This window comes from Pseudomonas argentinensis, from assembly GCF_001839655.2.
Taxonomy (GTDB): domain Bacteria; phylum Pseudomonadota; class Gammaproteobacteria; order Pseudomonadales; family Pseudomonadaceae; genus Aquipseudomonas; species Aquipseudomonas argentinensis_B.
The window spans coordinates 3,242,566-3,256,723 of sequence record NZ_CP056087.1 but is presented as its reverse complement, the minus strand read 5'-3'; the positions used below and the strand labels follow the sequence as shown (position 1 = coordinate 3,256,723).

13 protein-coding genes are annotated in these 14,158 nt (G+C 65.1%); 8 read left to right on the top strand and 5 right to left on the bottom strand.

The features are described from left to right. Window positions 1–61 precede the first annotated feature (61 nt). Both SA190iCDA_RS14435 and gloB read right to left on the bottom strand, forming a co-directional pair. The gene (locus SA190iCDA_RS14435) at window positions 62–1,612 is read right to left on the bottom strand and encodes a LysM peptidoglycan-binding domain-containing protein (protein ID WP_070887469.1); all 1,551 of its coding nucleotides are present in this window, start codon (window positions 1,610–1,612) and stop codon (window positions 62–64) included. A gap of 99 nt (window positions 1,613–1,711) precedes the next feature. Then, on the bottom strand, window positions 1,712–2,485 hold the full coding sequence (gene gloB / locus SA190iCDA_RS14430) for a hydroxyacylglutathione hydrolase (RefSeq protein WP_070887468.1): 774 nt from the start codon (window positions 2,483–2,485) through the stop codon (window positions 1,712–1,714). A gap of 140 nt (window positions 2,486–2,625) precedes the next feature. Between gloB and SA190iCDA_RS14425 the strand changes: the two genes are divergently transcribed. The 7 genes from SA190iCDA_RS14425 to nudC all read left to right on the top strand — a co-directional run bounded on the left by SA190iCDA_RS14425 (window position 2,626) and on the right by nudC (window position 10,484). Then, window positions 2,626–3,387 (top strand): class I SAM-dependent methyltransferase, encoded by a 762-nt coding sequence (locus tag SA190iCDA_RS14425; protein ID WP_070887467.1) that lies wholly within the window; start codon window positions 2,626–2,628, stop codon window positions 3,385–3,387. Window positions 3,388–3,431: 44 nt separating this feature from the next. Continuing rightward, window positions 3,432–3,884 (top strand): ribonuclease HI, encoded by a 453-nt coding sequence (gene rnhA / locus SA190iCDA_RS14420; protein WP_070887466.1) that lies wholly within the window; start codon window positions 3,432–3,434, stop codon window positions 3,882–3,884. Continuing rightward, the gene (dnaQ, locus tag SA190iCDA_RS14415; protein ID WP_070887465.1) at window positions 3,877–4,629 is read left to right on the top strand and encodes a DNA polymerase III subunit epsilon; all 753 of its coding nucleotides are present in this window, start codon (window positions 3,877–3,879) and stop codon (window positions 4,627–4,629) included. The genes rnhA and dnaQ overlap by 8 nt, the downstream gene beginning before the upstream one ends. Window positions 4,630–4,744: 115 nt before the next feature. Beyond that, entirely contained in the window at window positions 4,745–7,003 is a 2,259-nt protein-coding gene (locus SA190iCDA_RS14410) for an Orn/Lys/Arg decarboxylase N-terminal domain-containing protein (RefSeq protein ID WP_070887464.1), read from the top strand. 141 nt (window positions 7,004–7,144) lie between these two features. After that, window positions 7,145–7,957 carry a crotonase/enoyl-CoA hydratase family protein gene (locus SA190iCDA_RS14405; protein WP_070887463.1) on the top strand — a complete coding sequence of 271 codons (813 nt, stop codon included), beginning with the start codon at window positions 7,145–7,147 and terminating at the stop codon, window positions 7,955–7,957. A gap of 38 nt (window positions 7,958–7,995) precedes the next feature. After that, window positions 7,996–9,654 (top strand): ferrous iron transporter B, encoded by a 1,659-nt coding sequence (locus SA190iCDA_RS14400; RefSeq protein ID WP_070887462.1) that lies wholly within the window; start codon window positions 7,996–7,998, stop codon window positions 9,652–9,654. Next, window positions 9,654–10,484 carry an NAD(+) diphosphatase gene (nudC, locus tag SA190iCDA_RS14395; protein ID WP_070887461.1) on the top strand — a complete coding sequence of 277 codons (831 nt, stop codon included), beginning with the start codon at window positions 9,654–9,656 and terminating at the stop codon, window positions 10,482–10,484. The genes SA190iCDA_RS14400 and nudC overlap by 1 nt, the downstream gene beginning before the upstream one ends. Here nudC and SA190iCDA_RS14390 read toward each other — a convergent pair. After that, window positions 10,452–11,237, bottom strand: coding sequence for a TSUP family transporter (locus SA190iCDA_RS14390; RefSeq protein WP_070887460.1), 786 nt, complete (start codon window positions 11,235–11,237; stop codon window positions 10,452–10,454). The two genes, nudC and SA190iCDA_RS14390, sit on opposite strands and share 33 nt — an antisense overlap. A 98-nt stretch (window positions 11,238–11,335) precedes the next feature. On the opposite strand from SA190iCDA_RS14390, the gene SA190iCDA_RS14385 reads away from it, so the two are divergent. Then, complete coding sequence (locus SA190iCDA_RS14385; protein ID WP_070887459.1) at window positions 11,336–11,983, top strand: hypothetical protein; 648 nt, start codon at window positions 11,336–11,338, stop codon at window positions 11,981–11,983. Between the two features lie 223 nt (window positions 11,984–12,206). On the opposite strand, the gene SA190iCDA_RS14380 is transcribed toward SA190iCDA_RS14385, so the two are convergent. Both SA190iCDA_RS14380 and SA190iCDA_RS14375 read right to left on the bottom strand, forming a co-directional pair. Continuing rightward, window positions 12,207–12,974 carry an SDR family oxidoreductase gene (locus SA190iCDA_RS14380; protein WP_070887458.1) on the bottom strand — a complete coding sequence of 256 codons (768 nt, stop codon included), beginning with the start codon at window positions 12,972–12,974 and terminating at the stop codon, window positions 12,207–12,209. A gap of 26 nt (window positions 12,975–13,000) precedes the next feature. Continuing rightward, the gene (locus SA190iCDA_RS14375; protein ID WP_070887457.1) at window positions 13,001–14,068 is read right to left on the bottom strand and encodes a phosphotransferase family protein; all 1,068 of its coding nucleotides are present in this window, start codon (window positions 14,066–14,068) and stop codon (window positions 13,001–13,003) included. Window positions 14,069–14,158: the final 90 nt, after the last annotated feature.

Genomic DNA, 14,158 nt, shown 5'->3' with positions numbered 1-14,158 from the left:
CTTGTCTGTACAGGAAAAAGAGCGGCCCCGGCGGCTCGCGTCAAAGGTGTTGCAACGCGCGTCAGTCAGGCAGCCGCAGGGTCAACACCTGACCCGGTTTCAGGGCCTTGCCGGTGCGCGGGTTCCAGCTCTGCAGGTTCTTCATCTGCACCTTGAAACGCTTGGCGATCAGGTGCAGGGAGTCGCCCTTGCGCACCTTGTAGTAGGTGACGCCGTCACGCTGGGCGACGGTTCTGGTGCCGGAACCGCCACCCTGCAGCCTGATGGTCTGCCCGACGCTCAGCGAATTGCCTTTCAGGGCGTTCCAGCGCTGGATATCGTTGACCGACACCTTGTGGGCCTTGGCGATCTGCCAGAGGTTGTCACCATTGCGAATGGTGTAGTTGCGCGAGGCCACGGCCGTGTTGACGGCGCGTTGCGGCGCCTGGCCAGGCAGCGCCTGCAGGCTGGTCGGCAGGTTCAGGTGCTGACCCACGGCGAGGGTATTGCCGCTGAGCTGGTTGAGCGCCTTGATGCTGGCAACGCTCAGCTCGTAGCGGTTGGCGATGCCGTGCAGGTTGTCCCCGGCGCGCACCACGTATTCCTGCAGGCCACGCTCCTCGGGCTTGAGCGTCGACAGGTTGGCCGTCAGCAGTTCGACCTTCTGGGTCGGCACCAGCAGGTGCTGCGGGCCGTCCATGGTTATGCGCTTCTTGAAGGCGGGATTGAGCAGGTACAGCTCGTCTTCATCGACCTCGGCCAGGGCGGCGACGCGGGCCAGATCCATGCGCTGCTTGAGCTCCACCTCCTCGAAGTAGGGCTCGTTGGCGATCGGTGCCAGGCTCACGCCATAGGCATCCGGCGCCATGACCACCTGGGACAGGGCCAGCAGCTTGGGCACGTAGTTCTGGGTTTCCTGGGGCAGCGACAGATTCCAGTAGTCGGTCGGCAGGCCGAGCTTCTGGTTGCGCTCGATGGCGCGGCTCACGCGGCCTTCACCGGCATTGTAGGCCGCCAGGGCCAGCAACCAGTCACCGTTGAACATCTCGTGCAGGCGCGCCAGGTAATCCATGGCCGCCTGGGTGGACGCGGTGACATCGCGGCGGCCGTCGTACCAGCGGGTCTGGCGCAGGTTGAAATTGCGCCCCGTGGAGGGGATGAACTGCCACAGGCCGACGGCATCGGCCGGCGAGTAGGCGAAAGGGTTGTAGGCACTCTCGATCATCGGCAGGAGCGCCAGCTCCATCGGCATGTTGCGCTCTTCGAGACGCTCGACGATGTAATGAATGTAGGGGTTGCTGCGCTCCCCGGCCTTCTCCACGAACGACGGGTTGCTGGAGAACCACAGGCGCTGCTGCTCAATACGCGGGTTGACGCCGATGGCATCCTGCAACTGATAGCCGGAACGCACCCGTTCCCAGATGTCCTTGGGCTGTTCGGCCTTGGCCGTGCCTTCGATCCACAACGGCTGATGGGGCGTTCTGCCGCTCAAATCTACCGTCGGCCCGTGCTCGACCTGCTGTTGATCGAGGCTCTGGCAACCGCTGAGCACGGCACAAACCGCCAGGGCGAGCGCCGGATAACGCAGGGCCAATGCCTTTGAATTCAAGGGGTTAGGTCGAGAAGAAGGCATTGGTTATGGGGGGTGTCCTGGATCGAAAGTCGTGGGATTCTAGAAACCGATCCAGGGGTGGTCAAGTTTTGACCAGGATTTTGCGGGCCAGTCGGCGCTTCAGAAGCGATCCTTCCAGGCCCGCAGCGCGGCAAAAACCTCGCTTTCGCTGGCCATGGCGCGTCCTTCCCGGCTGGCTACCATTTCTTTAACCGATGTTTCGGCGGCGCGCAAAAACGGGTTGGTGGCCCGTTCGAGCTTCAGCTTGGACGGCAGGCTGATCTGCCCGTGCTGACGCCACGCCTCGACCTGTGCCAAGCGCTCGGCGATCTGCAGGTTGCCCGGCTCGACGGCCCTGGCGAAGCGCAGGTTGCTCAGGGTGTATTCATGGGCACAATAGATGAGCGTGTCGTCCGGCAGTTCGGCCAGGCGCTGCAACGACTGGTGCATCTGCAGGGGCGTGCCCTCGAACAGGCGACCGCAGCCGGCAGCGAACAGGGTGTCACCGCAGAACAACCAGTGTTGCTCGGGTTGATGGAAGGCGATATGGCCCAGGGTGTGGCCAGGTACCGCGAAAACCTGCAGGGCCAGGCCCAGCACTTCAATACGGTCGCCATCAATCAGCGCCTGGTCGCGGCCCGGGATGTTCTCGCTGGCCGGGCCGTAGACCCGCGCTCCGGTTTCGCGGCGCAGCTGTTCGACGCCGCCGACGTGATCGTTGTGGTGATGGGTGATCAGGATATCGCTCAGGGTCCAGTCGCCCTGTTGCTGCAGCCAGGCCTGCACGGGTGCCGCGTCGCCAGGGTCGACCACCACGACACGCTTGTGCTGCGCATCCTGCAGCAGCCAGATGTAGTTGTCGGAGAATGCGCTGAGGGCTTCGATCTTGATCATCAGGTGGTCGCCAAGCTGGGGACAAAGGTGCATCTTAGGGGCTGTTGAGGTTTCAACGCGAGCCGTGCGTGAAACGTCGTCAGACCCCAGGTGTCATTGTTAGAGATGGCTATGCAGGTACTTTCCATGAGCACGCGTCCATGACCGACAACCCTTTCGCCCAGGCCGATGCCGACTGGCTGCAGCTGATCGGCGCGGCCCGGCAATGGTTCACCAGCCCCCTGGGCCGCCTGCTGCTCGAGCAGGAACAGCGCCTGCTCGACGAAGAGCTGGCTCGGTTCTTCGGCGGCTACCTGGTGCATTACGGCCCCTGCGCCGAAACCTCCCTGGAAACCCGACAGATCCAGCGCAGCGTGCGCCTGGGCGCGCCATTCGCCGGGGTCGAAATCGTCTGCGAGGAGCAGTCCTGGCCGCTGGTCGAGCACGCGGCCGACGTGGTGGTATTGCAGCATGGCCTGGATTTCAGCCAGTCCCCCCATGGCTTGTTGCGCGAGGCCGCGCGCAGCGTGCGGCCCGGCGGGCACCTGCTGATCGTCGGTATCAACCCGATGAGCGCCTGGGGCGTGCGCCACCTGTTCGCCCACGACGTGTTGCACGATGCCCGCTGCATCGCTCCGGGGCGCCTCGGTGACTGGCTCAACCTGCTGGGCTTCGCGCTGGAGAAACGACGCTTCGGATGTTATCGTCCGCCGCTTGCTTCGGCGGCCTGGCAGGCTCGGCTGGCCTCCCTGGAGCGCTGGGGCGGCGCCTGGCAATCGCCGGGCGGCGGGTTTTACGTACTGGTGGCGCGCAAGCTGGTGGTCGGCCTGCGCCCGCTGCGCCAGTCCCGTCGCGAGCCGATGGGCAAGCTGATGCCCATGCCGGTGGCCAAGCTCAGCCGTCGCGACCGTGACGGCGCCTGACCCGGCCCCGCACCTCGAAATCAGAGCATAGATAAAGGCGCTGCATGTCCGATCAAGTTGAGCTTTACACCGACGGTGCCTGCAAGGGCAATCCGGGCGTCGGTGGCTGGGGGGCATTGCTGGTGTTCCAGGGTGTCGAGAAGGAATTGTGGGGCGGCGAGGCCGTGACCACCAACAACCGCATGGAGCTGATGGGCGCGATTCGCGGCCTGGCCGAGCTGAAGCGTCCGTGCAACGTGCGCCTGGTCACCGATTCGCAGTACGTCATGAAGGGCATCAAGGAATGGATGCCCAACTGGAAGAAACGCGGCTGGAAAACCGCGGCCAAGGAACCGGTGAAGAATGCCGACCTCTGGCAACAGCTGGACGAGCAGGTCAACCGCCACAACGTGACCTGGGAATGGGTGCGCGGCCATATCGGCCACCCCGGCAACGAGCGGGCCGACCAACTGGCCAACCGTGGCGTCGAAGATATCAGGAGCATGAAGCGTGCGTAGAGTCGTACTGGATACTGAAACCACCGGTATGCCGGTAAACGATGGCCACCGGGTCATCGAGATCGGTTGCGTGGAAGTCGAGGGGCGGCGCCTGACCGGGCGGCATTTCCACATCTACCTGCAGCCGGATCGCGAGATCGACGAAGGTGCCATCGCGGTGCACGGCATCACCAACGAGGATCTCAAGGACAAGCCGCGCTTCAAGGACGTCGCCGACGAGTTCTACGAATTCGTCAAGGGCGCGCAGCTGATCATCCACAACGCGCCGTTCGACATCGGCTTCCTGAACAACGAATTCGCCCTGATCGGCCAGCACGAGCGCGCGGACATTTCGTCCTACTGCGACGTGCTCGACACCCTGCAGATGGCCCGTGAGCGTCACCCGGGCCAGCGCAACAGCCTCGATGCACTGTGCAAGCGCTACGGCGTCGACAACTCCGGCCGCGAGCTGCACGGCGCCTTGCTCGACTCGGAGATTCTCGCCGACGTCTACCTGGCGATGACCGGTGGGCAGACCAACCTGTCGCTGGCTGGCGAAGGCGCCGAGGGCGATGGCAGTGGTCGCCAGCAGGCCACGCCGATTCGTCGCCTGCCCGCCGACCGGCCCCGTGGCGTGGTGCTCGCCGCCAGTGCCGAAGAGCTGGCTGCCCATGCCGCACGCCTGGCGGTGATCGAAAAGGCTGCCGGGGCACCGGCCCTGTGGGCGCAGATGGAAGCTGCGGAGCAGGGTGCGACGGCCTCCTGAGCGGGCAATTGCGACCTTTTCGTATAGCGCTCTGCGCGAGGGGTTCCGTCCTCTGCGGCGAGTCTCTACCCTGAGGGTATAGCGGGGCCATCCCGCATGACCTCAGGTGTAGCCGATGTACAAAGACCTCAAGTTCCCGGTACTCATCGTTCATCGTGACATCAAGGCCGATACCGTGGCCGGCGAGCGGGTGCGGGCCATCGCCGCCGAGCTGGAACAGGACGGTTTCACCATTCTGTCCACCGCCAGTTCGGCGGAAGGCCATATCGTCGCCTCGACCCACCACGGCCTGGCCTGCATCCTGGTCGCCGCCGAAGGCGCCGGGGAGAACCGCCACCTGCTGCAGGACATGGTCGAGCTGATCCGCATCGCCCGGCGCCGCGCGCCGCAGCTGCCGATCTTCGCCCTCGGCGAGCAGGTCACCATCGAGAACGCGCCGGCCGAAGCCATGGCCGACCTCAACCAGCTGCGCGGCATTCTCTACCTGTTCGAGGACACCGTGCCGTTTCTGGCCCGCCAGGTGGCCCGCGCTGCGCGCAATTACCTCGACGGCCTGCTACCGCCGTTCTTCAAGGCGCTGGTGCAGCACACCTCGCAGTCCAACTATTCCTGGCACACGCCGGGGCACGGCGGCGGCGTGGCCTACCGCAAGAGCCCGGTGGGGCAGGCCTTTCACCAGTTCTTCGGTGAGAATACCCTGCGCTCCGACCTGTCGGTCTCGGTGCCCGAACTCGGCTCGCTGCTCGACCACACCGGCCCCCTGGCGGCTGCCGAGGAGCGCGCCGCGCGCAACTTCGGCGCCGACCACACCTACTTCGTGATCAACGGCACCTCGACCGCCAACAAGATCGTCTGGCACTCGATGGTCGGCCGCGACGACCTGGTGCTGGTCGACCGCAACTGCCACAAGTCGATCCTCCACGCGATCATCATGACCGGCGCGATTCCCCTGTACCTGTCGCCGGAACGCAACGAGCTGGGCATCATCGGGCCGATTCCGCTGAGTGAATTCACCCGCGAGTCGATCCAGGCCAAGATCGATGCCAGCCCGCTGGCCCGCGGGCGGGCGCCCAAGGTCAAGCTGGCGGTGGTGACCAACTCGACCTACGACGGCTTGTGCTACAACGCCGAGCTGATCAAGCGCACCCTGGGCGATTCGGTCGAAGTACTGCACTTCGACGAGGCCTGGTACGCCTACGCGGCGTTCCACGAGTTCTATGCCGGCCGCTACGGCATGGGCACCACCCGCGAGGCCGCCGGCCCCATGGTGTTCACCACCCATTCCACCCACAAGCTGCTCGCCGCCTTCAGCCAGGCGTCGATGATCCACGTGCAGGATGGCGGTGTACGCCAGCTCGACCGCGACCGCTTCAACGAAGCCTTCATGATGCACATCTCCACCTCGCCGCAGTACGGCATCATCGCCTCGCTGGATGTGGCCTCGGCGATGATGGAAGGGCCGGCCGGGCGCTCGCTGATCCAGGAAACCTTCGACGAGGCCCTGAGCTTCCGCCGTGCCCTGGCCAACCTGGGGCAGAGCCTGAGCAGCGAGGACTGGTGGTTCAGCATCTGGCAGCCGCCGCAGACCGAGGGCACCGACGACGTGTCGACGCCGGACTGGCTGCTGCAACCCGAAGCCGACTGGCATGGTTTCGGTGACGTCGCTGAAGACTACGTGCTGCTCGACCCGATCAAGGTCACCCTGGTGATGCCCGGCCTGACCGCCGGCGGCCGCCTCGACGAGCGCGGCATTCCCGCCGCGGTGGTCAGCAAGTTTCTCTGGGAGCGTGGTCTGGTGGTCGAGAAGACCGGCCTGTACTCGTTCCTGGTGCTGTTCTCCATGGGCATCACCAAGGGCAAGTGGAGCACGCTGCTGACCGAGCTGCTGGAGTTCAAGCGCAGCTACGACGCCAACCTGCCGCTGAGCTCGGTGCTGCCCTCGGTGGCCCGCGAAGGCGCGCTCCGCTACCAGGGCATGGGCCTGCGCGACCTGTGCGATGCGCTGCACGACTGCTACCGCGAGAACGCCACCGCCAAGTCCCTCAAGCGCATGTACACCGTGCTGCCGGAAATCGCCCTCAAGCCCGCCGATGCCTACGACCAGCTGGTGCGCGGCGAGGTGGAGGAGGTGCTGGTTGATGACGTCGAAGGGCGTATCGCCGCGGTGATGCTGGTGCCGTATCCGCCAGGTATCCCGCTGATCATGCCGGGCGAGCGCTTCACCGCGCAAACCCGCTCGATCATCGACTACCTGCGCTTCGCCCAGGCCTTCGAGCAGCGTTTCCCGGGTTTCGACGCCGATGTCCACGGCCTGCAGCGCCATGAGGGCGAGCAGGGCAGTTACTACACGGTGGACTGCATCATCGAGCAGTGAGCCAGGCGCTGGCGATGGCGTGACGTGCCTTGCGTCACGCGCGGCGTGATCGACTTTCAGGCGCCGCTTGCTATAGTTGCGCGGTTCGTCCCCTGCTGCCGTGGCGGGGGTGCTCGAGCCGCCAGCAGAAGGATGAGTTGCATGCCGCACTATCAGGCTTTTCGCGTCGAATTACAGGACAAGATCGCCCATGTGGTGATTGACCGGGCGGACAAGATCAATGCGATGAACGCCGCCTTCTGGACGGAAATCATCGATATCTTCCGCTGGGCCGACGAAAGCGACGACGTTCGCGTGGTGGTGCTCTCCGGGGCCGGCAAGCACTTTTCCTCCGGCATCGACCTCAACCTGCTGGCACAGGTCAGCAGCCAGCTGGGCAAGGATGTCGGCCGCAATGCGCAAAGGCTGCGCCGCAAGATTGTCGAACTGCAGGCCTCCTTCAACGCCGTCGACCAGTGCAGCAAGCCGGTGCTGGCCGCCATCCAGGGCTACTGCCTGGGCGGCGCGATCGACCTGATCAGCGCGTGCGACATGCGCTATTGCAGCGCGGACGTGCAGTTCGCCATCAAGGAAATCGACATCGGCATGGCTGCCGATGTCGGCACCCTGCAGCGGCTGCCGCGCCTGATCGGCGATGGCATGCTGCGCGAGCTGGCCTACACCGGGCGCGTCGTCGAGGCCGCCGAAGCGCGGCAGATCGGCCTGGTGAACCGCGTATTCGAGACCCACGACACATTGCTGGCCGGCGTGATGGACATTGCCCGGGCGATCGCCGCAAAATCGCCGGTTGCCGTGCGTGGCACCAAGGAAATGATTCGCTACATGCGCGATCACCGGGTCGACGACGGCCTCGAATACGTCGCCACCTGGAACGCCGCCATGCTGCAGTCGGCCGACCTGCGCGTGGCGATGATGGCCCATATGAACAAGCAGAATCCCGAGTTCGCTGATTGAGCGCGGTTTCATCACCTGTGCGGGAGGCACACTAGCGAATGGTTTCTGGAGCATCGTCACTGGGGCTGGTTCGCGACGAACTGTTCGCCACGATCGAAGAGGCCGAAGCGAGCCTCGAGCAGTTTATCGTCGAGCGCAATAACGGCGCCCTGTTGCAGCAGGCGGTCGATAACCTGCAGCAGGTGCGCGGCACGCTCAACCTGATCGAACTGACCGGCGCGGAATTGCTCGCCCAGGAAGTGCTCGACCAGGCCACCGACATCCCCGCCGGCGTCGGCAACGAGCGCGATGCGCAGCTGGCGGCGCTGAGCAATGCGCTGCATGTGCTGCGCCGCTACCTCGAAGGGCTGGATGCCCACCGCCAGGAAATGCCCGAACTGCTGCTGCCGGCGATCAACGACCTGCGCCAGGCGTGCAAGCAGCCGCCGTTGCCCGAGAGCTTCTTCTTCAGCGTACGCCTTGACCAGGCCCGGCCGCGCATGGCGCCGCCGGCGCTGGACGCCGCCGCCAAGGAGAGCGAAGGCCGCCGCTTGCGGCAGATGTACCAGGTCGGCCTGCTGGGCTATATCCGCGAGCAGAACCCGGCGGCCAGCATGAAGCTGATGGGCCGGGCCATGAGCCGCCTGGATGGGCTGTTCGCCAACGAGCCGCGGGGGCGCCTGTGCTGGCTCGGCGCGGCCGCCCTGGAAGCGCTGAACGATGGCCAGCTGCTGCCGCGCAAGTCGCGCAAGCAACTGTTCTCACGCATTGACCGGGAACTGCGGCAGATGCTGGTCAACGGCTCCTACGAGCCGCCACGCAGCCTGCTCAAGGAGTTGCTGTATCTGGTGGCGCTGTCCGCCGGGCGCGGCCCGCTGGCGAGCGAGGTGCGCGAGCTGTTCGGCATCACCGCGCTGCCCTTTACCGATCACCTGCTCGAAGAGGAATACCAGCGCCTCGCCGGGCCCGGCAAGGCGGTGATACGCTCGTTGAGCTCGGCGATTCGCGAGGAGCTGGCCAGCGTCAAGGATCTGCTCGACCTGGGTGAGCGCGGCACCCTGCAGGAAGACGGCCTGACCAGCCTGCATGCGCTGCTCGGCAAGCTGAGCAAGACCCTGGCAATGGTCGGCCTGAGCTCGGCGGGCAATTCACTGGCCAACCAGTTGCCAACGGTCAGTGCCTGGTGTGAGGGCGCGCCGGTCGAGTCGCAGCAGCTGATCGCCCTGGCAGACGCCGTACTCTACGTCGAAGGCATGGTGGCGACCCTCGAGCGTGGCGAGCGCGTAGCCACGCCGCGGGTCGAACCCGAGGTGTGCACCTTCGCCCAGCACCAGCTGTTCGAGGCGCGCGTCGTGGTGCTCGACGAAGCCCGTGCCGGCCTGGCCCTGGCCAAGCGAGCGATTACCGCGTACCTGGAATCGTCCGGCGACCGCATGCACCTGTCCAACGTGCCGTTCAGCCTGCAGGCCGTGCGCGGAGGCCTGTGGTTCCTCGGCCAGGAGCGCGCAGCGGCGCTGGTGGGCGCCTGCGCCGACTACATCCAGACGCAGATGCTCGATACCGACCAGATGCCCGCCGAGGCGCGCCTGGAAGTGCTGGCCGATGCCCTGAGCAGCCTGGAGTACTACCTGGAGGCCGACACCGGCCTGGCCCAGCCCAGCGTGCTGGACCTGGCAGCCGAGAGCGTGCGCGCCCTGGGCCACGAGGTGGCCGCCTGATGGCCGCGCATTGGCAACCCGGGCTGCTCGATGGTGAGCAGCCAGGCGGTTTGGTGCTGGCCCACCATCGCCAGCATTTTCTCGGCGATGCCAACGGCCTGCTGTTTCCCCGCGAGTGGCTGAAGCAGCAGGAGCTGCCGGTGATCGCCGAGCATGGCCTCGGCCATTTTCGCGGTGAGCCGCTCTACCTGCTCGAATTGCAGGGCAAGGCCGAGCTGCCGGGCTGCCAGTGGCAGTCGTTGCGCCAGGTGATGCTCGAAGGTGACGCCGAACTGTTCCAGATGCTCGGCTTCGCGGCGCAGATCGGTACCTGGGCCAGCGACAATCGCTTCTGTGGCAGCTGCGCCACGGCGATGCTGCAGGTGCCCGGCGAGCGTGCCATGCAGTGCCCGGCGTGCAACCTGCGCCACTATCCGCGGCTGTCGCCAAGCATGATCGTGCTGGTCACCCGCGGCGACCAGGTGCTGCTGGCCCGTTCCCCGCGCTTCGTCTCGGGGGTGTACAGCACCCTGGCCGGTTTCGTCGAAGCGGGCGAATCGGTGGAGCAGTGCGTGGTCCGCGAGGTACGCGAGGAAGTGGGCGTGGAAGTCTGCAATATCCGCTACCAGGGCAGCCAGAACTGGCCGTTCCCGCACTCGCTGATGCTCGGCTTCCATGCCGACTATGCCGGCGGCGAGATCGTCATGCAGGAAGAGGAGATCGAGGACGCCCGCTGGTTCTCGATCCATGCATTGCCGCCATTGCCGGCTTCGCGCTCGATCGCCCGTTACCTGATCGACGCCTACGTGGCACGCCGCCTAGGCGGCGCCGATCCAGTGCTGCCAGACTAGCCGCGTGGTCAGCCCCAGCACCACCAGAATGAACACCGGGCGGATGAACTTCGAACCGCCACCAATCGCCGTGCGCGCGCCGAGAAAGGCACCGGCCATCAGCGAAAAGCCCATGCACAGGCCCACCACCCAGGCCACCTGACCGGCGACGACGAACACCGCCAGGGCGCAGGCATTGCTGATGAAGTTCATCGAGCGTGCCACGCCGCTGGCGCGCACCAGGTCCAGGGGGTACATGAGCAGGGTGCTGACCGTCCAGAACGCGCCGGTTCCCGGCCCCGCCACGCCATCATAGAAACCCAGGCTGATGCCCTGTGGCCATTGCCGCCGGGTGGCGATGGGCAGGTCGGCGTCCAGCGGCGCATCGGGTGTCTTGCCGAACAGCAGGTAGAGGCCGCAGGCGAACACCACCACCGGCAGCATCTTGTTGATCCATTCGGCCGGCATCCAGTGCACCAGCACCGCACCACCAATGGCGCCGACTGCCGTGGCGACCATCGCGTTCTTCCATTTGCCGGGGCTGAACAGCTTGCGCCGGTAGAAGGTGTAGCCGGCGGTTGCCGAACCGAAGGTCGCGCACAGCTTGCTGGTGCCCAGTACCAGGTGCGGCGGCATGCCGGTGGTGAGCAGGGCGGGAATGGTCAGCAGGCCGCCGCCACCGGCGATGGCGTCGATGAACCCGGCGATGAAGGCCACCAGGGCGAGCAACAGCAGCGTCGTGGGATCGACGGCCATTTCCAAAGGGAAGGACATAAAAGGCGACCTGTATCCGATTGTGCGGCAACGGCGCTATTCGCCGGCGAATGCGCTGCGCATAATGCCGATATTTTCACTGACAAGGAATCGATTCGATGCAGTACAACGCGCTCGCCTGGGCAACGGCTCTGCTGGCATTGCTGGTGCTGTTCATCGCCTTGCGCATTCTGTTCGGCGGGCGCTGGTTTCTCGCCTGGTTGCGCGGTACCAGCGGCCTGGTGTTTCTTGCCGCCGCGGTGCTGGTAGGGCTGGTGGCCTACGACCTGAGCCGCTACGAACCATTGCCCGTCAACAAGCCGCTGCTGACCCTGAGCTTTCATCGCACGGCCAACGTTTATCAGGTCGATATTCTCGAAGGCGGCGTACAGCGCAGCGTCAACCTGGAAGGCGATCTGTGGCAGCTGGATGTGCGTCTGCTGCAATGGAAGGGGCTCGCCGCGCTGATCGGCCTGGAACCGGGCTATCGCCTGGAGAAGCTCAATAGCCGCTTCCTGTCCATCGAGCAGCAGAGTCAGGCGCGTTACACCCAGGCCGAGCTGACCCACAGCCTGTATGGCGTGGACCTGTGGCGCTGGCTGCGCCTGGGCCAGCATGACCTGTTCATGTTCGATGCCCAGGCCCGCCGGGTGACCTACCTGCCGATGGCCGACAAGGCGGTGTTCAACGTCAGCCTGACGCCCACCGGCCTGTTGGCCGAGCCGATGAACGAGGCGGCTCATCAGGCGCTCAAGGATTGGCAATGAGTTGCTGAGCCGTTCTTGGCGCAGCTCGAGGTGGTTCATGTGCAATGACTGCAACGCGGCGGAAGCAGCCGCAAGCTGCAAGCCCCAAGCTACAAGTTAGAAGCAGTCCGCCGTGCTCTAGCTTCTTCTTGCAGCTTGAGACTTGCGGCTTGAAGCTCAACGTCCGCTTTTACCGTCCATACATAGCAATGCGAGTTTCCAGCTGCGAGGATCGCGGACAGGTTCAGGACAGGAACCCACCGTCGACGTTCAGCGCCACCCCCGTGGTGTAGCTCGATGCATCGCTGGCCAGATAGAGCACCGCCCCGGCCATTTCGCTCGGCTCGGCCACGCGCTTGAGCGGAATGCGTTGCAGGGCGAAGTTGAGGATCGCCTCGTTCTTGGTCAATGCCGAGGCGAAGCGCGTGTCGGTCAGCCCCGGCAGCAGGGCATTGCAGCGGATGCCGAACTGCGCGCATTCCTTGGCGAACACCTTGGTCATGCTGATCACCGCGGCCTTGGTCACCGAATAGATGCCCTGGAACTCGCCGGGCGATACGCCGTTGATCGAGGCCACGTTGATGATGCTGCCGCCGCCATTCTCCTTCATCAGCTTGCCGCCTTCGATGGACATGAAGTAGTAGCCGCGAATGTTCACGTCGACGGTCTTTTGAAAGGCGCCCAGGTCGGTATCCAGCACGTTGCAGAACTGCGGGTTGGTGGCCGCGTTGTTGACCAGGATATCGAGGCGGCCGAAGCGCTGGCGAATCTCGGCGAATACCGCCTGGATCTGCTCCATCTCGCCGATATGGCAGGCCATGGCCACGGCCTTGCCGCCCTTGGCGACGATGGCATCGGCCACGGTCTGGCAATCGTCCAGCTTGCGGCTGGCGACGATCACCTCGGCGCCTTGCTGGGCCAGCAGGTGGGCGATGGCTTCACCGATGCCGCGGCTGGCACCGGACACGAAGGCAATCTTGCCGTCGAGGTCGAACAACTGGGTCTTGGACATGGCGTGAGTCTCTGTAAGTGATGGCGTCAGAGCGATGAGCGCGCGATGACCCCGAGGGCCATCTGTTCGAGCAAGGCGTTCATCTGCACGAAGGAGGCGAAGCGCTTGTCGGCGGTTTGCCCGTGGTGGTAGCGGTAGTAGATCTGCTGGACGATGCCGGCCAGGCGGAACAGGCCGTAGAGGTAATAGAAATCGAAGCAGTCGATGCGGATGCCGGCGCGCTCGGCGTAGTAATCGACGAATGCCTGGCGGGTCAGCATGCCAGGCGCGTTGCTCGGCTGGCGACGCATCAGCTGCAAGGGCGCCGGATCGTCGGCCTCGATCCAGTAGGCCAGGGTATTGCCCAGGTCCATCAGCGGGTCCCCCAGGGTGGTCAGCTCCCAGTCGAGCACGCCGATGATGCGCAACGGCTCGTTGGCATCGAGGATCACGTTGTCGAAGCGGTAGTCGTTGTGCACGATGGCCGGCCGCGGATGATCGGCCGGCATCTTCTCCTGCAGCCAGCTGCGCACCTCCTGCCAGCCGGGCGCATCGGGGGTTCGCGCGTTGTCGTAGCGTTCGCTCCAGCCGTTGACCTGCCGCGCCACGTAACCCTCCGGCTTGCCCAGGTCGGCCAGGCCGCACGCCTGGTAATCGACCTGATGCAGCTCGACCAGGCGGTCGATGAAGCTCCTGCACAGGGTGGTTGTCTGAGTGGGCGACAGTTGCAGTTCGGCAGGCAGATCGGCGCGCAGGATGATGCCGTTCAGGCGCTGCATGACGTAGAACTCGGCGCCGATCACCGATGCGTCGGTGCAGTGCACGAAGGCCTGCGGGCAATAGGGGAAGGCGCTTTTGAGCTGGTTGAGGATGCGAAATTCGCGGCCCATGTCGTGGGCCGATTTGGCCTTGCGGCCAAAGGGCGGGCGGCGTAGCACCAGCTCGCGGTCGGCGTAGCGCAGCAGGTAGGTGAGGTTGGACGCGCCGCCGGGGAACTGGCTGATCTGCGGTTCACCCTGCAGGTCGCTGATATGGGCCTTGAGGTAGGTGTCGATGGCGCGGGCATCGAGTTCTTCGCCCTGGCGGATGGCGCCGGGCCGGTCGGTGAGTGTCATCCCTATCCCTTCTCATTGTCGTTGGCGGTGATGATCGGGCCAATCTAATCAGCCCGGCATCAGGTCACAAGGGCGGTGCGGGCTTATCGA